This is a genomic window from Micromonospora zhanjiangensis (genome assembly GCF_042650605.1).
In the GTDB taxonomy this organism is placed as follows: domain Bacteria; phylum Actinomycetota; class Actinomycetes; order Mycobacteriales; family Micromonosporaceae; genus Micromonospora_J; species Micromonospora_J zhanjiangensis.
On the sequence record NZ_JBHSBN010000002.1, the window covers coordinates 355319 to 376060 of the forward strand.

General features: G+C 71.9%; 18 protein-coding genes. 9 read left to right on the plus strand and 9 right to left on the minus strand.

Annotated features, from left to right (window positions below):
- Window positions 1-340: 340 nt before the first annotated feature.
- Window positions 341-2116, plus strand: a complete 1776-nt coding sequence (gene rny / locus ACFOX0_RS04745) for a ribonuclease Y (protein WP_377542257.1) — start codon at window positions 341-343, stop codon at window positions 2114-2116.
- Between the two features lie 108 nt (window positions 2117-2224).
- Here rny and ACFOX0_RS04750 read toward each other — a convergent pair whose 3' ends face one another.
- From ACFOX0_RS04750 to ACFOX0_RS04765, 4 genes are all read right to left on the minus strand, one after another.
- Window positions 2225-3190 carry an amino acid ABC transporter permease gene (locus ACFOX0_RS04750; protein WP_377542258.1) on the minus strand — a complete coding sequence of 322 codons (966 nt, stop codon included), beginning with the start codon at window positions 3188-3190 and terminating at the stop codon, window positions 2225-2227.
- Complete coding sequence (locus ACFOX0_RS04755) at window positions 3187-3894, minus strand: amino acid ABC transporter permease (protein WP_377542260.1); 708 nt, start codon at window positions 3892-3894, stop codon at window positions 3187-3189. The genes ACFOX0_RS04750 and ACFOX0_RS04755 overlap by 4 nt, the downstream gene beginning before the upstream one ends.
- 42 nt (window positions 3895-3936) lie before the next feature.
- Window positions 3937-4812 carry a glutamate ABC transporter substrate-binding protein gene (locus ACFOX0_RS04760; protein WP_377542261.1) on the minus strand — a complete coding sequence of 292 codons (876 nt, stop codon included), beginning with the start codon at window positions 4810-4812 and terminating at the stop codon, window positions 3937-3939.
- A 61-nt stretch (window positions 4813-4873) separates the two neighbouring features.
- A complete protein-coding gene (locus ACFOX0_RS04765) occupies window positions 4874-5620 on the minus strand; it encodes an amino acid ABC transporter ATP-binding protein (protein WP_377542262.1) in 747 nt (248 codons plus the stop codon).
- A 208-nt stretch (window positions 5621-5828) separates the two neighbouring features.
- Between ACFOX0_RS04765 and selD the strand changes: the two genes are divergently transcribed.
- Window positions 5829-6833: a selenide, water dikinase SelD gene (gene selD, locus ACFOX0_RS04770; protein ID WP_377542263.1), complete on the plus strand. Its 1005-nt coding sequence runs from the start codon at window positions 5829-5831 to the stop codon at window positions 6831-6833.
- A 171-nt stretch (window positions 6834-7004) separates the two neighbouring features.
- Window positions 7005-7484, plus strand: a complete 480-nt coding sequence (locus ACFOX0_RS04775) for a hypothetical protein (protein WP_377542264.1) — start codon at window positions 7005-7007, stop codon at window positions 7482-7484.
- An 82-nt stretch (window positions 7485-7566) separates the two neighbouring features.
- On the opposite strand, the gene ACFOX0_RS04780 is transcribed toward ACFOX0_RS04775, so the two are convergent.
- On the minus strand, window positions 7567-7821 hold the full coding sequence (locus ACFOX0_RS04780) for a DUF2277 family protein (RefSeq protein WP_377542265.1): 255 nt from the start codon (window positions 7819-7821) through the stop codon (window positions 7567-7569).
- 55 nt (window positions 7822-7876) lie between these two features.
- On the opposite strand from ACFOX0_RS04780, the gene miaB reads away from it, so the two are divergent.
- On the plus strand, window positions 7877-9373 hold the full coding sequence (gene miaB / locus ACFOX0_RS04785) for a tRNA (N6-isopentenyl adenosine(37)-C2)-methylthiotransferase MiaB (RefSeq protein ID WP_377542266.1): 1497 nt from the start codon (window positions 7877-7879) through the stop codon (window positions 9371-9373).
- Window positions 9374-9420: 47 nt separating this feature from the next.
- Here miaB and ACFOX0_RS04790 read toward each other — a convergent pair whose 3' ends face one another.
- Together ACFOX0_RS04790 and ACFOX0_RS04795 are read right to left on the minus strand one after the other, a co-directional pair.
- Window positions 9421-10386 (minus strand): pectate lyase family protein, encoded by a 966-nt coding sequence (locus tag ACFOX0_RS04790; protein ID WP_377542267.1) that lies wholly within the window; start codon window positions 10384-10386, stop codon window positions 9421-9423.
- A gap of 155 nt (window positions 10387-10541) precedes the next feature.
- Window positions 10542-12179, minus strand: coding sequence for a cellulase family glycosylhydrolase (locus tag ACFOX0_RS04795; protein WP_377542268.1), 1638 nt, complete (start codon window positions 12177-12179; stop codon window positions 10542-10544).
- 349 nt (window positions 12180-12528) lie between these two features.
- Here ACFOX0_RS04795 and ACFOX0_RS04800 point away from each other — a divergent pair, with 349 nt between their 5' ends.
- The gene (locus ACFOX0_RS04800) at window positions 12529-13494 is read left to right on the plus strand and encodes a threonine ammonia-lyase (protein WP_377542270.1); all 966 of its coding nucleotides are present in this window, start codon (window positions 12529-12531) and stop codon (window positions 13492-13494) included.
- A gap of 72 nt (window positions 13495-13566) precedes the next feature.
- On the opposite strand, the gene ACFOX0_RS04805 is transcribed toward ACFOX0_RS04800, so the two are convergent.
- Window positions 13567-14775 carry a DUF349 domain-containing protein gene (locus ACFOX0_RS04805; protein WP_377542271.1) on the minus strand — a complete coding sequence of 403 codons (1209 nt, stop codon included), beginning with the start codon at window positions 14773-14775 and terminating at the stop codon, window positions 13567-13569.
- Between the two features lie 231 nt (window positions 14776-15006).
- Between ACFOX0_RS04805 and ACFOX0_RS04810 the strand changes: the two genes are divergently transcribed.
- From ACFOX0_RS04810 to dapF, 3 genes are read left to right on the plus strand one after another with little or no spacing between them, the layout of a single operon-like run.
- Window positions 15007-15771, plus strand: a complete 765-nt coding sequence (locus ACFOX0_RS04810) for a hypothetical protein (RefSeq protein WP_377542272.1) — start codon at window positions 15007-15009, stop codon at window positions 15769-15771.
- Window positions 15768-16679: a tRNA (adenosine(37)-N6)-dimethylallyltransferase MiaA gene (gene miaA, locus ACFOX0_RS04815; RefSeq protein ID WP_377542274.1), complete on the plus strand. Its 912-nt coding sequence runs from the start codon at window positions 15768-15770 to the stop codon at window positions 16677-16679. Before ACFOX0_RS04810 ends, miaA begins: the two co-directional genes overlap by 4 nt.
- A 7-nt stretch (window positions 16680-16686) precedes the next feature.
- Window positions 16687-17532 carry a diaminopimelate epimerase gene (gene dapF / locus ACFOX0_RS04820; protein ID WP_377542275.1) on the plus strand — a complete coding sequence of 282 codons (846 nt, stop codon included), beginning with the start codon at window positions 16687-16689 and terminating at the stop codon, window positions 17530-17532.
- A 25-nt stretch (window positions 17533-17557) separates the two neighbouring features.
- Here dapF and ACFOX0_RS04825 read toward each other — a convergent pair whose 3' ends face one another.
- Window positions 17558-19039 (minus strand): NAD-dependent malic enzyme, encoded by a 1482-nt coding sequence (locus ACFOX0_RS04825; RefSeq protein WP_377542277.1) that lies wholly within the window; start codon window positions 19037-19039, stop codon window positions 17558-17560.
- A 238-nt stretch (window positions 19040-19277) separates the two neighbouring features.
- Here ACFOX0_RS04825 and hflX point away from each other — a divergent pair, with 238 nt between their 5' ends.
- The gene (gene hflX / locus ACFOX0_RS04830) at window positions 19278-20738 is read left to right on the plus strand and encodes a GTPase HflX (protein WP_377542278.1); all 1461 of its coding nucleotides are present in this window, start codon (window positions 19278-19280) and stop codon (window positions 20736-20738) included.
- Window positions 20739-20742: the final 4 nt, after the last annotated feature.

Here is a 20742-nt window from a genome sequence, read left to right on the forward strand (position 1 = left end):
ACAACATAGATCTCGTAACGGTACGACAACACTTTGGCCAGCTCATCGGCCAGATAACCGTCGCCGGACTGGCCGGTCCGGCGGGGGAGCAGCGATCCCAACCCCGGCCTCGGCGGTGTCGCCTGGCACCGCCGAGGTCTGCTATCCATGGCCAGCCGCCTCGGTCGGGCGACTCGACAGCCGTAACGGGCACGCCAGCAGGAGGGCCCACTCTCCGGCGGCGGCGGTGGAGGGGAGACGGCCATGGCCGAACGGGCGACGCACACCAGGACCGGTGCGGCATGAGCGAGCGGCCGGGTGGTGTGGCTCAGGTTGGCTCGCAGCGGAGCGGAGAGCCGGCATGAGCGGAATGTTGTGGGTCCTGCTCGTCGCGATCATCCTGCTCGCCGCCGTGGTCGTCGTCGGTCTGGTCTACGGGGCGCGGGCGCTGCGTCGCCTCGGCACGACCCCGCCGGCCCCCGTACCGGCCGATCCGGCGTTCGTGGCGGAGAAGGACCGCCGGGAGAAGTCACTCGCCGCGTTGCGGGACGCCGAGGACGAGGCGTCGTCGTCGGTGGACCTGGCCAAGTCGGCCGCCGCGGCGGCCCGCGCGGAGGCGGCGGCGGCGAAGGCGGAGGCGAACGCGGCCCGGGCGGAGGCGCGCCGGGTGCTGGAGGCGGCCCGCACCGAGGCCGACAACATCCTGGAACGGGCCCACCGGCAGGCCGAGACCGACGCCGAGCAGGTCCGCGCCGCGGCCCGGCGCAGCGGCGAGCGGGAGGTGGCCCTGCTGGCCAGCACCACCCGAGAGCAGGCCGCCGAGGTGGAGCGGCGGGCCCAGCGGATGGACGAGCGGGAACGGCTGCACACCGAGGAGGTCGACCGGCTGGCCGAGCGGGACCGTCGGCTCGCCGCCGCCACCGCGGACCTGGCCGCCCGGGAGGCGGCGCTGACCGTACGGGAAACCGCGGTGGCCGAGGCGGAGGAGCGGCAGCGCCGCGAGTTGGAGCGGATCGCCGGGCTGACCGCGGACAGCGCCCGGACCGAGCTGGTGGAGGCGGTGGAGGGTCAGGCCAAGCGGGAGGCCGCCATCCTGGTCCGGGACATCGAGGCGGACGCCCGCACCACCGCCGAGCAGCGGGCCCGGCACATCGTGGTGGACGCCATCCAGCGGGTGGCCAGTGAGCAGACCGCGGAGAGCGTGGTCAGCGTGCTGCACCTGCCCGGCGACGAGATGAAGGGCCGGATCATCGGCCGGGAGGGCCGGAACATCCGGGCCTTCGAGTCGGTGACCGGCGTCAACCTGATCATCGACGACACGCCGGAGGCGGTGCTGCTGTCCTGCTTCGACCCGGTACGCCGGGAGATCGGCCGGCTGACCCTGGAGAAGCTGGTGCTGGACGGGCGGATCCACCCGCACCGGATCGAGGAGGTCTTCGACACCGCCCGGCAGGAGGTGGAACGACTCTGCCAACGGGCCGCCGAGGAGGCCCTGGTCGACGTCGGGATCACCGAGATCCACCCGGAGCTGGTCAGCCAGCTCGGTCGGCTGCGCTACCGCACCTCGTACGGGCAGAACGTGCTCAAGCACCTGGTGGAGACCGCGCACATCGCCGGGATCATGGCGGCGGAGCTGCGGTTGGACGTGCCGACCATCAAGCGGTGCGCGTTCCTGCACGACATCGGCAAGGCGCTGACCCACGAGGTGGAGGGCAGCCACGCCATCATCGGCGCCGACCTGGCCCGCAAGTACGGCGAGGCGGAGGAGGTGGTGCACGCCATCGAGGCGCACCACAACGAGGTCCCGCCGCAGACCATCGAGGCGGTGCTGACCCAGGCGTCGGACGCCTGTTCGGGAGGCCGGCCGGGCGCCCGGCGGGAGAGCCTGGAGGCGTACGTCAAGCGGCTGGAGCGGATCGAGGAGATCGCCGGCGGGAAGTCCGGCGTGGAGAAGGTCTTCGCCATGCAGGCCGGTCGGGAGATCCGGGTGATGGTCAAGCCGGAGGACGTGGACGACATCGGCGCGGCGGTGCTGGCCCGGGACGTGGCGAAGCAGGTCGAGGAGGAGCTGACCTATCCGGGTCAGATCCGGGTGACCGTGGTCCGCGAGTCCCGGGTCACCGAGATCGCCCGCTGATCGGAACGTCGGCCGGCCCGGGGCGTACCCGGGAAAGCGGGACGCCCACCGGGCTCCGGGAAATCCTGGGCCGCGGTGGGCGTTCGTCGCTGTGGGGCGGACCGTCCGTCAGGTGGTGGTGCCGGGTACGGCCTCGGTCTCCAGCTCGGTGCCGGCGGCGCCGGTCCGGGTCGGCGTCGTCCGCCGGCCACGGGCGATCCGCCGCTGGACGTACTGGGCGAGCTTGGACAGCGAGTAGTTCACCAGGATGAAGATGACGCCGATGATGAGGTACGTCTGAATTGGGTTTTCCAACTCGCCGATGGCCTGCTTGGCAATGTTGAGGACGTCCTCGTAGCTGATGATGAAGCCGAGCGACGTGTCCTTGAGTACCACGACGAGCTGGCTGATCAGCGCCGGCAGCATGATCCGGAACGCCTGCGGTAGCAGGATCATCCGGGTGGTCTGCAGCGACGACAACCCGATGGCGGAAGCGGCTTCGGCCTGTCCGCCGGGCAGTCCCTCCATGCCGGAGCGGAGGATCTCCGCGATCACCACCATGTTGTAGATGGTGAGGCCGATGACCAGGTACCACAGCGTGTCGAAGTTGATGCCGAACTCGGGCAGGCCACGGGCCACGAAGAAGATCGTGATCACCACCGGCAGACCGCGGAACACCTCGACGCAGAACCGGGTGACGCCGGACAGCACCGCGCTCAGCCCGCGCAGCAGGTAGGACACCGGGGTCGCCATCCCGGTGAACCGACGTCGGGCCAGCGCCTTGAGCTGGATGCGGAGCACCGCGAGCAGGGTGCCGAGCACCAGCGAGGTGAGGATGGCCAGCGCGGCGGCGATCAGGGTGGCCTGGAAGCCGTCCCAGAGCCGTCCCCACAGGATGCTGAAGACCTCGTTGGAGGGGTCGATGAACGGACCCCACTTCTCCATCGAGAACTGCCCGTTGGCGTCCAGCGGGCGGTAGATCAGAAAGTACGCGCCGACGGCCACGACGATGACCGCGACCACGCTGCTGATCCAGGTGATCCGCCGCTGCCGGGGGCCGGGGGCGTCGTAGAGGACGGCGTTCTGCTGGCTCATCGGGCCACCGCCTGTCGCTTCTCCAGTCGGTCCAGCAGGGCGCCGAGCGGGACGGTCATGATCAGGTATCCGATCGAGATGCCGATGGCGACCGGCACAAAAGCATTACCCTCGGCGGAGGTGAGCTGGTCGGCGCTCTGCGCCAGGTCGCCGACCACCCCGAAGAAGCCGGCCAGTGCCGAGTTCTTGATCATTGCGATGATCACCGAGCCGAGCGGCACCACGGCCGCCTTCCACGCCTGCGGCAGCACCACGTGCCGCAGGTTCTGGCCGAAGGTCAGGCCCAGTGAGCGGGCCGCCTCGGCCTGTCCCGGGGAAACCGCGTTCACCCCGGAGCGCAGCGCCTCGCAGACGAACGCGGCCGTGTACATCACCAGCGCGATCACCGCGAACCGGAAGTACGGCAGGTCCGTGCCGAGCCGCTTGAAAGGCAGGTCGAGTCCGGGGATCCGGAGGAAGTCGGCGTTCGAGCCGAGCGCCGGCAGCCCGAAGGCCGCCATGAACATCACCACGGTCAACGGCACGTTCCGGAACACCGTGACGTACGCGGTGCCGACCGCCCGCAGCGGTGGCACCGGAGAGATGCGCAGCACCGCCACGACGGCGCCCAGGATCAGGGCGCCGATCGCGGCCAGTACGCAGAGCTGGAGGGTGAGCCAGAAGCCCCCCGCGAACACGTCGAACCTGTCTATCAGCACACTCACGTGTTTGCCCTTCTAGCCCAGCCTCCAGGTCTGGCGAAACTTCTAGTAGCGGTCGATCGTCGGCGTTGCACCGAGCTCGGCGCCGAACTTGCCGGCCGTGTCGTCCCAGGCCTTCTTCCAGCTGCCGTCGGAGAACATCTTCTCCAGCTCGTCGTTGATCCAGTCGCGGAACACCTTGTCGTCCTTCTTCACCCCGATGCCGTACGGCTCCTTGGTGAAGTTCTCGCCGGCCAGCTTGAGGGAGTCCTTGTCCTTGTCGACGTAGCCGGCCAGGATGACGTTGTCGGTGGTGACCGCGTCGACCTGCTTGCTCTTCAGGGCGTCCCGGCACTTGTCGTAGGAGTCGAAGAGCACCACCTGGCTGCCGACGTCCTTGACCGACTTTTTGATGGTCTCGGCCGGCGTGGAGCCGGTGACCGAGCAGACCTTCTTGGTGCCGTCCTTGAACGAGTCCGGTCCGGTGATCGACGTGTCGTCCTTGCGGACCATGAGCCGCTGTCCGGCCACGTAGTACGGGCCGGCGAACGCCACCCGCTCCTTGCGCTTGTCGTTGATCGTGTAGGTGGCGGCGATGAAGTCGACGTCACCGTTGGCGATCTTGTCCTCGCGGGTCTTGGAGACGGCCTCCACCCACTCGATCTTGTCGGTCGGGATGCCGAGGTCCTTGACCAGGCGCTTGGCGATCTCGACGTCGAAGCCCTCGGGCTTGCCGGACAGCCCCTTGTTGCCGAAGCCCGGCTGGTCGAACTTGGTACCGATCGTGATCTTCTGGGCCTTGTTCAGCTTCTCCATGGTGCTGCCGGCCGGGAATGACTTGTCGCCGGCACCCGTGCCCTTATCGTCGTTGCTGCCACAGCCGGCCACACCGACCGCCAGGGCCGCGACGGCGGCCAACGCCGCTACGCGCGTGATACGCATTCCTCTACTCCTTCTTCGACGGAACCCGCCGGGTTACGGCGTGCTCCACAACGGACAGCCCTCAGTGCGTCAGGATCTTCGACAGGAAGTCCTTGGCCCGTTCGCTGCGGGGATTGGCGAAGAACTCCGACGGCGGCGCGTCCTCGACGAGCTGGCCGTCGGCCATGAAGATGACCCGGTTGGCGGCGTGCCGGGCGAAGCCCATCTCGTGGGTCACCACGACCATCGTCATGCCGTCGCGGGCCAGCGAGGTCATCACCTCGAGCACCTCGCCGACCATCTCCGGGTCGAGCGCGCTGGTGGGTTCGTCGAACAGCATCGCCTTGGGCTGCATGGCCAGCGCGCGGGCGATCGCCACGCGTTGCTGCTGGCCGCCGGAGAGCTGGGCCGGCAGCTTGTCCGCCTGGTTGGCGATGCCGACCCGGTCGAGCAGGGCCAGCGCGCGTTCCCGGGCGGCGGCCGGCTTCTCCTTGCGGACCTTGACCGGTCCGAGGGTGACGTTCTCCAGGATCGTCTTGTGCGCGAAGAGGTTGAACGACTGGAAGACCATGCCGACCTCGCTGCGCAGCCGGGCCAGCGGCCGGCCCTCGGCGGGCAGCGGCTGCCCGTCGAAGGTGATCGAGCCGGAGCTGATCGGTTCCAGCCGGTTGATGGTTCGGCACAGGGTCGACTTGCCGGACCCGCTGGGCCCGATCACGACCACGACCTCACCGCGGTCGACCGAGAGATTGACATCGTCGAGCACGTGCAGCGGGCCGAACCATTTGTTGACCGCCTCGAGCACGATGAGCGGTTCGCCCGTCGTCACCGTCGTCCACCGTCCCTGTCGCATGCCGTGCGTACGTTCTGTGACCGCGTGGTCGCGGCCGTCGCCGTCGCCCTGTCCTGCCCGAGGCGTCGTCGCCTCCGGTGCAGGCCACTCTAAGCGGGCCGGGATCCCGGAATGCAACTCATATGGTCACGGAGCGGTAACGTCGGCGGGACGCGGGTGACGAGTGGGTTGATGGGAGCACGCGATGGAACCGGTCCGGTTGACGCAGTACGCGCGCGGCGGTGGCTGTGCCTGCAAGATCCCGCCGGGAGAGTTGGAGAGCGTGGTGGCGGGGCTGGGCCTCACCGGTGCCGCGGCCCCGACCGGCCAGCCGGGGGAACTGCTGGTCGGCCTGGACCACGGCGACGACGCCGCGGTGGTCCGGCTGGACGACGACACCGCCACCGTGGCCACCGTCGACTTCTTCACCCCGGTCGTCGACGACGCGTACGACTGGGGGCGCATCGCCGCCTGCAACGCCCTTTCCGACGTGTACGCCATGGGCGGCACCCCGCTGGTGGCGCTCAATCTGCTCTGCTGGCCGCGTGACCGGCTGCCGCTGGAACTGGCCGGCGAGGTGCTGCGCGGCGGTCACGACCTGGCCCGGCAGGCGGGCTGCCAACTGGCCGGCGGGCACAGCGTCGACGACGACTCGCCGAAGTACGGACTCGCCGTGACCGGCCTGGTCCGGACGGCGGACCTGATCACCCTGGACGCCGGTCGGCCGGGCGTGCCGTTGTCGCTGACCAAGCCGCTCGGCATCGGCGTGCTCAACTCCCGGCACAAGGCCACCGGGGAGGTCTTCCCCGAGGCGGTCGCGGCGATGTCCACGTTGAACCGGGAGGCGAGCCGGGCCGCGGTCGCGGCGGGCGTCCGGTGCGGTACCGACGTGACCGGTTTCGGTCTGTTGGGCCACCTGTCCAAGCTGGCCCGGGCCAGCGGGGTCACCGCCGTGGTCGAGTCGGCCCGGGTGCCCTACCTCGACGGCGCCCGGGCGGCGGTCCGGGACGGGTACGTCAGCGGCGGCAGCCGGCGCAACCTGGACTGGGTGGCGCCGTGGACCCGGTTCGACGGGGTCGGCGAGGCGGACCGGCTGCTGCTGGCCGACGCGCAGACCTCCGGCGGACTGCTGGTCGCCGGCGAGGTGCCGGGCGGGACCGTGATCGGTGAGTTGCGCCCGCGTGGCGAGTCGCTGGTGGAGGTGCGCTGAGGCCGCCGGTACCGTGGCAATTGCGAAAAGTGAGGACAGGTCGCACTGCTCAAATTTGGGCGGAAATGGTCACAGACCGGTAACTTCGCCCCGACTGTCCGCTGCCGACCGGCACCATCGGAGGTGGGCCCGATCCGGAGGCACCACGAGGCGCGGCGAGGAGGCGGCGGCATGACCGAGCTGTGGAATTGGAGAGTCGACGGCGACGTCGACCCCGCGGAGATCTACCAGGCCCTCGCCGACGTCCTCGGCCGCCCGGTGCTGGCCCTCGGCGCGTACCGTCCCATCCGGCCGATCGGCGGGACGGTGCTCTGCGACGTCTGGCGCCGGCCGGGCGACTTCCCGGTCTCGGTGGACTGCTACGGGCCGCCCGGCCTGCCGGAGGGCAGCGCCGTGGCGGCGTTCGCGCACCGGCTGGGCCGGTCCTGCCTGCTGCCCGACGACACCCTGGACGGCGGCCGGTACCTGCTGGTCGACCCGGACGGCACGATGCGCCCGGTGCACTTCGACGTGCGGGACACCGACGAGGGCGAGGTGCTCTCCGGCCGGCGGTTGTGCACCCGGGTCAGCCCGCGCTGCCGCGGCTGGTCACCGTGCCACCAGAGCCGGTGGGCGCCGGACCAGGTGGTCCCGGCCCTGGCCGCGGCCTGACGGCTTCGGCGGGCCGCACCGGACCGGGCCGCGGCCCGACCGCTCAACCCGGTCGCGCCGGACCGGGCTGTGGCCCGACCGCTCAGCGGCCTGCGCCGGACGGGGTGCCGGCGGCGGTCGCGGCCTGGCCGGCGCCGCGGACGACCAACTGGTCGAGCAGGGCGGCGGTGGCGGCGGCCACCGCGTCCACCGCCGCCTCGAACGCGGCGGCGTTGTGCGCCGCGGGGGTACGGAAGCCGCTGATCTTCCGGACGTACTGCAGGGCGGCCGCGCGGACGTCGTCCGGAGTCACCTGCGGCGTGTACGGCTCCCGGAGGGTCTTGATGCTCCGGCACATGGTTGGCCTCCTCGCCCCGAGCGGTGTTCGGTCCTGCGGATATTCTGGCACCGTCATGACTACCGCAGCCCCGGGCAGCCCGCGCACCTACCAGGTGCGTACGTACGGCTGCCAGATGAACGTCCACGACTCGGAGCGGATCTCGGGTCTGCTGGAAGATGCCGGCTATGTCCGCGCCGACGGGCCGGACCAGCCCGACGTGGTGGTGTTCAACACCTGCGCGGTCCGGGAGAACGCCGACAACCGGCTGTACGGCAACCTCGGCCACCTGCGCCCGGTGAAGGACCGCACCCCGGGGATGCAGATCGCGGTCGGCGGCTGCCTGGCCCAGAAGGACCGGGGCGAGATCGTCCGCCGGGCGCCCTGGGTCGACGTGGTCTTCGGCACGCACAACATCGGCTCGCTGCCGGTGCTGCTGGACCGGGCCCGGCACAACGCCGCGGCCGAGGTGGAGATCCTGGAGTCGCTGGAGGTCTTCCCCTCCACCCTGCCGACCCGCCGGGAGTCCAGCTACGCCGGGTGGGTGTCGATCTCGGTCGGTTGCAACAACACCTGCACGTTCTGCATCGTGCCGTCCCTGCGTGGCAAGGAGCGCGACCGCCGGCCGGGCGACATCCTGTCCGAGGTGCGCGCCCTGGTCGACGAGGGTGTGTTGGAGGTCACTCTGCTCGGCCAGAACGTCAACTCGTACGGCGTCGAGTTCGGCGACCGGTTCGCCTTCGGGAAACTGCTGCGCGCCTGCGGTGACGTCGAAGGGCTGGAGCGGGTCCGGTTCACCAGCCCGCACCCGAAGGACTTCACCGACGACGTGATCGCCGCGATGGCCGAGACCCCGAACGTCTGCCCGTCGCTGCACATGCCGTTGCAGTCCGGCTCGGACGACGTGCTGCGGGCGATGCGCCGGTCGTACCGGTCGGAGCGTTACCTGGGGATCATCGACAAGGTCCGGGCCGCGATGCCGGACGCGGCGATCACCACCGACATCATCGTCGGTTTCCCGGGCGAGACCGACGCCGACTTCGAGCGGACGCTGGACGTGGTGCGCGCGGCCCGGTTCTCCTCCGCCTTCACCTTCCAGTACTCCAAGCGCCCCGGCACGCCGGCGGCCACCATGCCCGACCAACTGCCGAAGCAGGTCGTCCAGGAGCGGTACGAGCGGCTGGTCGCCACCCTGGAGGAGATCACCTGGGCGGAGAACCGCGAGCAGGTCGGCCGGACGGTCGAGGTGCTGGTCGCGGTCGGCGAGGGGCGCAAGGACGACCGTACCGGCCGGCTGTCGGGTCGGGCCCGGGACGGCCGGCTGGTCCACTTCGACGCGGGCAGCCTGGCCGGCCGGATCCGGCCGGGTGACCTGGTCGAGACCACGGTCACCTACGCCGCGCCGCACCACCTCAACGCCGACGGGGAGCCGCTGTCGCACCGGCGTACCCGGGCCGGCGACGCGGCCGAGGCGGGCCGCTCACCGCGTACCACCGGGGTGTCGCTCGGCATGCCGACGGTCGGTGCGCCGGCCGCGGCGCCCGCGCCGGTCGGCGGCTGCGCCGCCCAGTGACGTCGGTCGGGGCCCGCCGTGGCGGCGGGCCCCGACCGGGTCGCCGGTCAGACCGAGATCCGACCGGCGCCCGCGCCGCCCGTCACGATCGACTTGACGTTGCTCGCGCTGTCCAGGCTGTACGAGTACGGGATGCTCTTGACGCTGCCGCCGGCCTGGCCGCTGCCGGAGCTGACGAAGTAGTTGTTCCGGGCGACCAGGGTGCCCGGCCCGGAGCTGGCCTCGCCGAGGTGGTACGGGTCCTTGACGTTGTCGAAGTAGTTGCCCTCGACCAGGACGCCGGCGCTCATGGTGGAGGCGACGCCGTAGCCGCTGTTCTTGTAGTAGTAGTTGTTGTAGACGTGGACCGGGTTGCCGAAGCGGACCCGGGGGTGGCGCTGGGTGCTCGCGTCGAACCAGTTGTGGTGGTAGGTCACCCGCAGGTGGCCGGTGTCCTCGGCGGCGTTGTCGTCGCTGTGCCCGAGCAGCATCGACTTGTCGTGGTTGAACACGTGGTTCCACGAGACGGTGACGAAGTCCGAGCCGCGCTTGATGTCGACCGCGCCGTCGTACCCGTTGCTGAACGTGTTGTGGTCGATCCAGACGTTGGTGGCCGACGACTGGACGTTGATCGCGTCGTCGTTCCAGTTCCGGAAGGTGAGGTTCCGGATGATGACGTTGCGGTCGCCGTTGATGTTGAAGCCGCAGCCGACGATTGCCGCGCCGGAGTTGCCGAGGATGGTCTTGTTGGACCGGACCCGCAGCATGCCGGAGCAGTTGATGGTGCCGGAGACCCGGATCACCGCGGCGCTGCTGGAACCGACGGCGGAGGTCAGGGCGGAGGCGCTGGTGACCGTGGTGGTGCCGGCGCTGCCGCCGCCGGTGGTGCCGCCGTTCTGGGTGGCCCAGCCGACCAGGTCGGTCGGCGCGGCGGCGGCCGGTCCGGTGGCGGCGGTGAGGACGCCGGCGACGAGCGCCGAGGCGGTGGCGGCCGTGGCGAGCAGGGTGGCGCGACGACGTGGGGTGATGCGCATGGAGCTTCCCTTCGGTGGGGGCGGATTTCCATGAGGTAAGCGCTTTCCTGATGGAAGCACAGATGGATGTCGATGTAAATAAAAGATGACCGTCAATGTAATCGGCGGCCGTCACCCGATCGGTGACGGCCGCCGGTTCGAGCCGGACGGGCCGGTCAGCAGGCCGCGCCGTTGAGCTTCACGCCGGCCGGCGCCGAGGCCGTGCCGTTGGCGGTGAACCCGACGGTCACCGACGCGCCCGCCGCCAGCGACGACGCGTAGCTCGGCGCCGCGGCGGTGACCGTGCCGCCGGATTGCGTGACGGTGGCGTTCCAGCCGCTGCCCAGGGTCACCCCGGACGGCCAGGTCCAGGTCACCGACCACGGGTTCAGCGTGCCGCTGCCGGTGTTCTTGACGGTCAGTTCACCCTGGAAACCACCCTGCCAGGCGCTGGTCTGCCGGTAGCTGGCCGTGCAGCCGCCGGACGGCGCCGGGGTGGTCGGTCCGCCGGTCGGTCCGCCGGTCGGTCCGCCAGTCGGTCCGCCGGTGGGTCCGCCGGTGGGTCCGCCACCCCCGGTCGGCGGGATCAGGTACGGCGAGATGATGGACTGCTTGGCCTGGTTGACGGTGGTCCAGTCGTCGTTGGCGATGCCGCCGGTGTCACCCGAGTTCGGGTTCCACGCCCAGTACGTGAAGGACATCCCCGTCACGCCGGTGCCGGTGTACGCCAGCAGCTTCTCCAACCACACCTTGTCCTTCGGGTCCTGCATCGTGGTCCCGAACTCGCCCATCATGATCGGCGCGATGTTCTGCTTGTACAGGTAACCCCAGTATTTGTCCCAGATGGCCGGCATGTTCGCCGGATACGTCGGGTCGTCGAACCAGGCCTGGTGGTAGACCGAGGTCGCGTACTCGTGCGGGGAGTAGACCAGCCGGTTGGCGACGTTCAGCCGGACCGGGAACTGGCCCGCCTTGGACAGGTTGCCGCCCCACCAGCCGCAGTCCTCGTCGTTGCTGGGGTCGTTGTCCCACACGTTGGACAGGCCGCCGCTGGGGCAGCTCACCCCCTCCACGAAGATCAGCCAGTTGGGCTGCACCGACAGGATCGCGTTGCCGGCCCGCTCGGCCGCCAACCGCCAGTCCCGGGCGGTGTCCCCGCAACCCCAGCAGGAGCCGGTGGCCGCCGGGTTGGTGCCCTCGGCGTGCGGCTCGTTGTGCAGGTCGGCGCCGATCACCGTGGTGTTGCCGGCGTAGTGCTGGGCCAGCGACTTCCAGTTGGCGATCCAGGTGCTCTCCGGCACCGCGGAGGTGTACCAGAGAGCGGTCTGACCGGCCGCGGTGGGCCGGTGCCGGTCCAGGATGATCCGCATCCCCTTGCTGCCGGCGTAGTCCACCACCTTGTCCAGGATCTGCAGCGGGCTCAGGCCCATCAGGTCCGGGTTGACGTAGTCGTTGATGCTGGTGGCCGCGGCGCCCGGCTTCAGCGCGTCGTCGGAGTACGGCACCCGCAGCGTGTTGTAGCCCAACCTGGCCATGGTGTCGATCTGACCGCGCCACGGGTTGCTCGACCACAGACCGTGGAAGGTCTTGTTGTCGGTCTCCATGCCGAACCAGTTGATGCCGGTGAGCCGGACCGTGGCACCGGTGCTGTCCACGATCTTGTTGCCGTCGGTGTGCAGGTATCCGGTGCCGGTGCCGCCGGGGGCGGCGCTGGCCGTACCGGTCAGGATCGGGGCGGCCAGCGCGCCGGCGGCGGCCACCAGCGCGCCGGCCAGCGCGACGGCGAGCGCCGTCGACCTGGGTGTGCGTGTCATGTGCCAGAGCTCCGTTTCACGGATGTCCGGTCCGCCGCGACGGACCGGTGCCCACGGAAGAGGGGACTGCACGGCGACGGCGCGACGTCGCCGGCGACGACCGCGTACGCGACCGTCGACCGCGGGGACCGGTGACGGATCGTCCCGCACCGCCCCGAACACGTGGTGTTGCCCTGGCTCCGCCGACCAGTGTGATCGACGTCGATGGCGCAGTCAACGCCCGCCGGGAGGCGGACCGTCCGCCGGCCGGTGGGCGGACGGCCCCCGGTCGGATCGCCACCGGCTGCGCGGGGCCTCCGACCGGGAATTGGCGCTGGACCGGCCCGACCCGCCAGGTGACCATGACGGCATGGAACCTGTCACGATCACGGAGGTGCTGGCCGCCCGCCGGCTGCTCGCCGCGCACCTGCCCCCGACCCCGATGTGGACGTATCCCGCGCTGAACGCCGAACTGGGCGCCACCGTGTACGTCAAGCACGAGAACGCCCAGCCGGTCGGCGCGTTCAAGGTACGTGGCGGGATGACCCTCCTCGCCGGGCTGTCCGAGGCCGACCGGAGCCGGGGGGTGGTCAGCTTCTCCACCGGCAACCACTCGCAGTCCCTGGCGTACGCCGGCGCGGCGCTGGGAGTCCGGTGTGTGCTGGTCATGCCGGCCGAGGCCAATCCGGCGAAGGTCCGGGCCGTCCGGGCGCTCGGCGCGGAGGCGGTCCTGCACGGTGCCGATCTCGCCGGGGCGCAGGAGCACGCCGAGCACCTCGCCCGGACCGAGAAGATGCACCTGGTGAGCCCCGGCGACACCCGCGAGTTGATCGCCGGGGTCGGCACGCTGTACCTGGAGATCGTGGCGGCGGTGCCGGATCTGGACGCGATCGTCGTACCGGTGGGCAGCGGCACCGGTGCGGCGGCGGCCTCGGTCGTGACGACGGCGTTGGCGCCGTCCTGCCGGGTGGTGGCGGTGCAGTCCGCGGCGGCACCGGCCGCGCACGACTCGTGGCGGGCCGGCGCCTGCGTCACCCGGCCCAACCTGACCCGGGTCGAGGGACTGGCCACCGGTCGCGGCTTTGACCTTCCGCAGCGGATGATGCGGTCGCGGCTGGCCGACTTCCTGCTGGTCACCGACGAGCGGATCGGCGTCGCCCAGCGGCTGCTGGCCAGCCACGCGCACACCCTCGCCGAGGGGGCCGGAGCGGCCGGAGTGGCGGCGCTGCTGGACCACCGCGACGCCTTCGCCGGTCAGCGGGTGGCGGTGGTCTGCACCGGTGGCAACGCCAGTCCGGCCGAGCTGGCGGCGCTCGGCCCGGAAACCGCCGGTTGAGCCGTCGCCGGCGGTTCACCGGAGACACCCGCCGACCCGGCCCGCATCGGCGGGCCGGGCCGGGACGGTCGGTCAGCTGGTCTGTTCGGCCAACTGGAGGAACTGCCGCTTGGCGGCCAGGGCCTGCTCCGCCTCGCGGATCCGCTTGGTGTCGCCGGCCGCCTGGGCCCGGGCGAGCCGCTGCTCCGCCTCGGCGACCTGGTCACGCATCTGGGCCAGCAGCGGGTTGGCCGACGGCTCGGTACGCCGCCAGGCGGTGTCCATCGCCTGGCGGACCTTCTCGTCGATCGCCCGCATCCGGCGGTCCAGCCCGGCCGCGGCCTCCCGGGGCACCCGGCCCGCGTCGTGCCACTGGGCCTGGATCTCCCGCAGCTTGGCCTGCGCCGCCCGCGGGTCGGCGTCGACGTCGACCGCCTCCGCCTCCGCCAGCAACGCCTGCTTGCGTTCCAGGTTGGCGCGCTGCTCGGAGTCGCGGGCCGAGAAGACCTCGCTGCGCCGGGAGAAGAAGCCGTCCTGGGCGGCACGGAACCGTTCCCAGAGCTTCTGCTCGGCCTCCTTGGAGGCCCGCGGCGCGGCCTTCCACTGGGTCATCAGCTCCTTGAGCCGGCCGGCCGTGGCACCCCAGTCGGTCGACTCGGCCAGCGACTCGGCCTCCGCGACCAACTCCTCCTTGGCGGACTGCGCCTGCTTGCGCTGGGCGTCGAGGCTGGCGAAGTGGGCGCCACGCCGGCGGGTGAAGCCGTCCCGGGCGGCGGCGAACCGCTTCCACAGCTCGCCGTCGGTCTTCTTGTCGACCCCGCGGATGGCCTTCCACTCCTCAAGGATCTCCTTGAGCCGGTCACCGGCGGTCTTCCAACCGGTGGACTCGGCCGCCAACAGTTCGGCCTCCTCGACCAGCGCGGTCTTGCGGGCCAGGGCCTCCGCGCGGGCCGTCTCCCGGGCGGCCTTGGCCTCACCGGCCTTCTCCTCGGCCAGGATGGCCATCTTGTCCAGCCGGGCGGCGAGCGCGTCGATGTCGCCCACGACGTGCGCCTCGGCCAACGAGGCACGGATCCGGCGCACGGTGGTCAACGAGTGCCCCGCGTCGGCCGCCCCGGAGTTGAGTCGCGCCTCGGTCAGATCGACCTCGGTGACCAGGTCGGCGAAGCGGCGGGCGAAGTGAGCCAGGCCTTCCTCCGGCGCGCCCGCCTGCCAGGAACCGACCACCCGCTCGCCGTCGGCGGTCTTGACGTAGACGGTGCCGTCCTCGTCCACCCGTCCGAAGGCAGTCCAGTCGCTCATCTTCTCAGTCCTCGTTCTCCCGGCGTCCGAACGGGCCGTTCCGCCCGCTCGACCGCCGCCACGGCGCAGTCATGTTGCAGCGAAGTTTCTCCTCGGCATTGTCACAGGTGCCACCCCGTCCGCGTCGAGCGCCTGTCCGTGACCGTGACCATACGGTGTCCTACGGGCCGCGCGGTCGATCCCGGGGCGCGCGCCGCAGGGCGACCGGGCCGCGCCGGTTACCGTAAGGGCGTGCCACTGGTCGCCGCCGCCGTCTGCCCACATCCGCCCCTGCTGGTGCCCGAGATCGCGGGTGCCGCGGCGCCCGAGTTGGACGATCTCCGGACCGCCTGCGACGCGGCCGTGGACCGGCTCTGGGAGTCGGGCGCGCGGCGATTGGTGGTCGTCGGTGGCGATCGCGTCACCCGTGAGCACTATTTCCCTTTCGTCGGTACGTTCGCCCCCTGGGGAGCGCCCGTCCAGGTCGGCCTCGGCGCGGACTCGGCCGCGGTCGACCCAGCCGACGTCCCGCCGATCGGGGACCGGCCGGCGTTGCCGCTGAGCCTGTTGGTCGGCACCTGGCTGCTGCGTCGCCGGGTCGACCGGTGGCGGGCCGCCGGACGGTCCGGGCACCCGGTCACGTACCAGATGGTCGGGCTGGCCGACGACGGGCCTGACGGCCCGCTCGGTGGCCCGGCCGACGGTGGGCCGTGGGCGATGCTGGTGCTGGGCGACGGGTCGGCCTGCCGCGGGCCCGACGCCCCCGGGAACTTCGATCCGCGCGCCGAGCCGTACGACGCGGCGGTGGCCGCCGCCCTCGCCACCGCCGACGCCGACGCCCTGCTGGCGCTGACCGCCCCCGGGCCGGCCGCCGAGCTGCGGGTCGCCGGTCGGTCGTCCTGGCAGGCCCTGGCCCGCGCGGTACGGGCGGCCGGTGGCCGGTGGCGGGCGGAGCTGTCCTACCACGCGGCGCCGTACGGCGTCGGTTATCTCGTCGCCAGCTGGGAACGCGGATGAGCCCGCCGGTCGTCGCCGTGGTCGGACCGACCGCGGCGGGCAAGTCCGCGCTGAGCCTCGCGCTGGCCCGGGAACTCGACGGCGAGGTGGTCAACGCCGACTCGATGCAGCTCTACCGGGGGATGGACATCGGGACGGCCAAGCTGACCGTCGCCGAGCGGGCCGGAACGCCGCACCACGTCCTGGACATCTGGGACGTCACCGAGCCGGCCAGCGTGGCCGAGTACCAGCGGGCGGCCCGGGCCGCGGTGGACGACATCCGGGCCCGGGGTCGGGTCCCGCTGCTGGTCGGCGGTTCCGGCCTGTACGTCCGGGCGGTGCTGGAGGAGTTCGACTTCCCCGGCACCGACCCGGCGGTCCGCGGCCGGCTGGAGGCGGAGTTGGCCCTGGTCGGCCCGGCCGTGCTGCACGACCGGCTACGGGCCGCCGACCCGGCCGCGGCGGCTGCCATCCTGCCCGGCAACGGCCGGCGGATCGTCCGGGCCCTGGAGGTGATCGAGCTGACCGGGGCACCCTTCACCGCGGCGCTGCCCGAGCCCCGCCCGTACTACCGGGCGGTGCAGCTCGGCGTCGACCTGGACACCGCCGTACTGGACGAGCGGATCGCCCGGCGGGTGGACCGGATGTGGGCGGACGGTCTGGTGGCCGAGACCGACCGGCTGGTCGGGCGGGGCTTGCGGACCGGCCGGACCGCCGGCCGGGCGCTGGGCTACCAGCAGGTGTTGCGGCTGTTCGACGGGGAACTCACCGAGGAACAGGCCCGGGACGAGACCGTCCGGGCCACCCGGCGGTTCGTCCGCCGGCAGCGCTCCTGGTTCCGCCGGGACCAGCGGATCGACTGGCTGGACGCCGCCCGGCCGGACCTGGTCGAGGCCGCGCTGCACGCGCTGCGGGCGGTTCGGGGATGATGGCGGGATGCGGTTCAGCAAGGGCCATGGCGCCGGCAACGACTTCGTGATCCTGCCCGACCCGGACGGACGGTTGACGCTCGGGCCCGCCCAGGTCGCGGCGCTGTGCGACCGGCACCGGGGGATCGGCGCCGACGGCGTGCTGCGGGTGGTCCGGTCGGCGAAACACCCGGAGGCCGTCGACCACGCGGGCGCCGCCGAGTGGTTCATGGACTACCGCAACGCCGACGGCTCGACCGCCGAGATGTGCGGCAACGGGGTCCGGGTCTTCATCCGCTACCTGCTCACCACCGGCCTGGCCGAGGCCACCGCCGGCAATCTCCCGATCGCCACCCGGGCCGGCGTCGTGCGCGCCCGGATCGACGGCGACACCATCGCCGTCGACCTGGGCCGACCCCGGGTGTACGACCGGAGCACCGCGACCCTGGGTCAGCTCACCCTGCCCGGTACGGCGGTGGACTGTGGCAACCCGCATCTGGTCTGCCCGCTGCCGGGCGGGGTCGAACTGGCCGACCTGGACCTCACCCGGTCGCCCGGATTCGACCCGGCGACCTTCCCGGACGGCGTGAACGTGGAGTTCACCACACCGGGTGAACCGGTCGGGGGCGCCGACCTGCACGTCCGGATGCGGGTCCACGAACGGGGCTCGGCCGAGACCCTGGCCTGCGGCTCCGGGGCCTGCGCCGTCGCGGCGGTCGCCCTGCGCGACGCCGGGCTGGACACCGGCGTGGTGGCCGTCGACGTGCCGGGCGGTCGGCTGACCGTCACCGTCGGTGCCGACAGCGGTTGGCTCGCCGGCCCGGCCGTGCTGGTCGCGCACGGCGAACTCGACCCGGCGGCGTTCCCGGCCTGATCCGCGTTCCCGGCCTGGTCCGGCGTCAGTCGGCGAGCGGGCTGGCCGGGGCGGCCGCCTCCTGGGCGATCTCCGGCAGGTCCACCGGACCCGGATCGGCCGCCGGCCGTGGGGCCGGGCTCTGCGCGGCGGCCCGGACGGCGGCGGCCACCGCGGGGGCCACCCGTGGGTCGAACACGCTCGGCACGATCACCGTCGGGTTGATCTTGTCCTCGCCCACCACGTCCGCGATGGCCTGCGCGGCGGCGATCGCCATCTCCTCGGTGAACTCCTCGGCGTGCGCGTCGAGCATGCCGCGGAACACACCGGGGAAGGCGAGCACGTTGTTGATCTGGTTGGGCTGGTCGGACCGGCCGGTGGCCACCACCGCGGCGTGCTTGCGCGCATCCCGGGGGTCGACCTCCGGATCCGGGTTCGCCAGCGCGAAGACGATCGAGTCCGGGGCCATCGTGGCGATGTCGTCCCCGGTGAGCAGATTGGGGGCGCTCACCCCGATGAAGACGTCGGCGCCTCGGACCGCACCGGCCAGGTCGCCCGCGTAGTTGGCCGCGTTGGTGTTCTCGGCCAGCCACTGCCAGGCCGGGTTCAGGTCGGCCAGCCCGCGGTGCAGGGCGCCCTGCCGGTCGCACGCGATGATGTCGCCCACGCCCTGGCGGAGCAGCAGCTTCATGATCGCCGTACCGGCGGCGCCCGCACCGGAGACCACCACCCGGACGTCGGCCAGCCGCTTGCCCACCACCCGCAGCGCGTTGGTCAGCGCGGCCAGCACGCAGATCGCGGTACCGTGCTGGTCGTCGTGGAAGACCGGGATGTCCAGCAGCTCCCGCAGCCGGGCCTCGATCTCGAAGCACCGCGGCGCGGCGATGTCCTCCAGGTTGATCCCGCCGTACTGCGGGGCGATGGCCCGCACGATCGACACGATCTCGTCGGTGTCCTGGGTGTCCAGCACCACCGGCCAGGCGTCCACCCCGCCGAACCGCTTGAACAGGGCGGCCTTGCCTTCCATCACGGGAAGGGAGGCGGCCGGCCCGATGTTGCCCAGGCCCAGCACCGCGCTGCCGTCGGAGACCACCGCGACCGTGTTCCGCTTGATCGTCAACCGGCGGGCGTCGTCGGGATTCTCGGCGATCGCCAGGCAGACCCGGGCGACGCCGGGGGTGTACGCCCGGGACAGCTCGTCCCGGTTCCGCAGGGCGACCTTCGGGCTGACCTCGATCTTTCCGCCCAGGTGCAGCAGGAAGGTGCGGTCGGAGACCTTCCGGACATTGACCCCGTCCAGCCCCGTCAGCGCCTTGACCACCTGGTCGGCGTGCGCGGCGTCGGCGGTGTCGCAGGTCAGGTCGACGATCACCTGGGTGGCGTCCGAGTCGACCACGTCCAGGGCGGTGACGATCGCGCCGGCCTCGCCGACACAGGTGGTCAACCGGCCGATGGCCGACGCGTCGGCGGTGACGCTGATCCGGATCGTGATCGAGAATCCGGCGCTCGGCAGGCGGGTGATCGCCACGTGTTCCCTCCGGTGTCGTCGTCCGCGGCGGTGCGGATCGATCTCGCATTCTTCCCCGCCGCCGGACGGGCCCGTACGTCAGGGGGGTGCCGGGCAGCCCGCTGACCGGCCCGCCGAGCCGGTCGACCGGCCGGCCGGATCGACCGGCGCCGACAGAATCGGCCCGATATGCGGGTGCGGCGGGCGGACCGGCGTGTCACGATTGATCCGTCATCACCAGGACTGACGGGAGATCAGCTTGCGAGACCAGGAGCGCTTCGTCCGGTCGGCGGACGAAGACCTCGACGCCACCACCGGCGAGTTGGAGTTGGCGGACCGGCAGGCGTTGCGCCGGGTCGCCGGTCTCTCCACCGAGCTCACCGACATCACCGAGGTCGAATACCGACAACTGCGGCTGGAGCGGGTCGTCCTGGTCGGCGTCTGGACCGAGGGCTCCGTCACGGACGCCGAGAACTCGCTGGCCGAGCTGGCCGCGCTCGCCGAGACGGCCGGGTCGCAGGTGCTCGAAGGGCTGATCCAGCGGCGCGACCGCCCCGATCCGGCCACCTACATCGGCCGGGGCAAGGTGGACGCCCTCGGGGCGATCGTGCTCGACTCCGGCGCGGACACGGTGATCTGCGACGGCGAGCTGTCCCCGTCGCAGCTGCGCAACCTGGAGCAGCGGATCAAGGTGAAGGTGGTCGACCGGACCGCCCTGATCCTGGACATCTTCGCCCAGCACGCCAAGAGCAAGGAGGGCAAGGCCCAGGTCGAGCTGGCCCAGCTCGAATACCTGATGCCCCGGCTGCGTGGCTGGGGCGAGACGCTGTCCCGGCAGAGCGGCGGCAGCGCCCGCGGTGGTGGCGCGGGCGGCGGCGTGGGTGTGCGTGGCCCGGGTGAGACCAAGCTGGAGACCGACCGGCGCCGGATCCGGCACCGGATCGCCCGGCTGCGCCGTGAGATCAAGTCCATGCGTACGGTCCGCCAGACCAAGCGGTCCCGGCGGTCCCGCAACGCGGTGCCGGCGGTGGCGATCGCCGGATACACCAACGCCGGCAAGTCCAGCCTGCTCAACCGGCTGACCGGGGCGGGGGTGCTGGTGGAGGACGCGCTGTTCGCGACCCTGGACCCGACCACCCGGCGGGCCGAGGCGTCCGACGGGCGGGTCTACACGCTGTCCGACACGGTGGGCTTCGTCCGGCACCTGCCGCACCAGATCGTCGAGGCGTTCCGCTCCACGTTGGAGGAGGTGGCCGAGGCCGATCTCGTGCTGCACGTGGTGGACGGGGCGCACCCGGATCCGGAGGAGCAGGTCCGTGCCGTCCGCGAGGTGCTCGCCGAGGTGGGCGCGGACCGGCTGCCGGAGTTGCTGGTGGTCAACAAGACCGACGCGGCGGACGAGGAAACCCTGCTGCGGCTCAAGCGGGCCTGGCCGGAGGCGGTGTTCGTGTCCGCCCGGGCGGGTCGGGGAATCGACGAACTGCGGGCGACGATCGAGGACCGGTTGCCCCGGCCTCCGATCGAGGTCCGGGCCGTCGTGCCGTACGACCGGGGTGAGCTGGTGGCCCGGGTGCACCGGCGGGGCGAGGTGCTCTCGACCAGCCACACCGGTGCCGGGACGGTGCTGCACGTCCGGGTGGACGAGGCGTTGGCGGCCGAACTCGCTCCGTACCGGTCGGAGCCGGACCGGGTGGCGGGAGCCTCGCGCGCGTCCCGGTGACCGA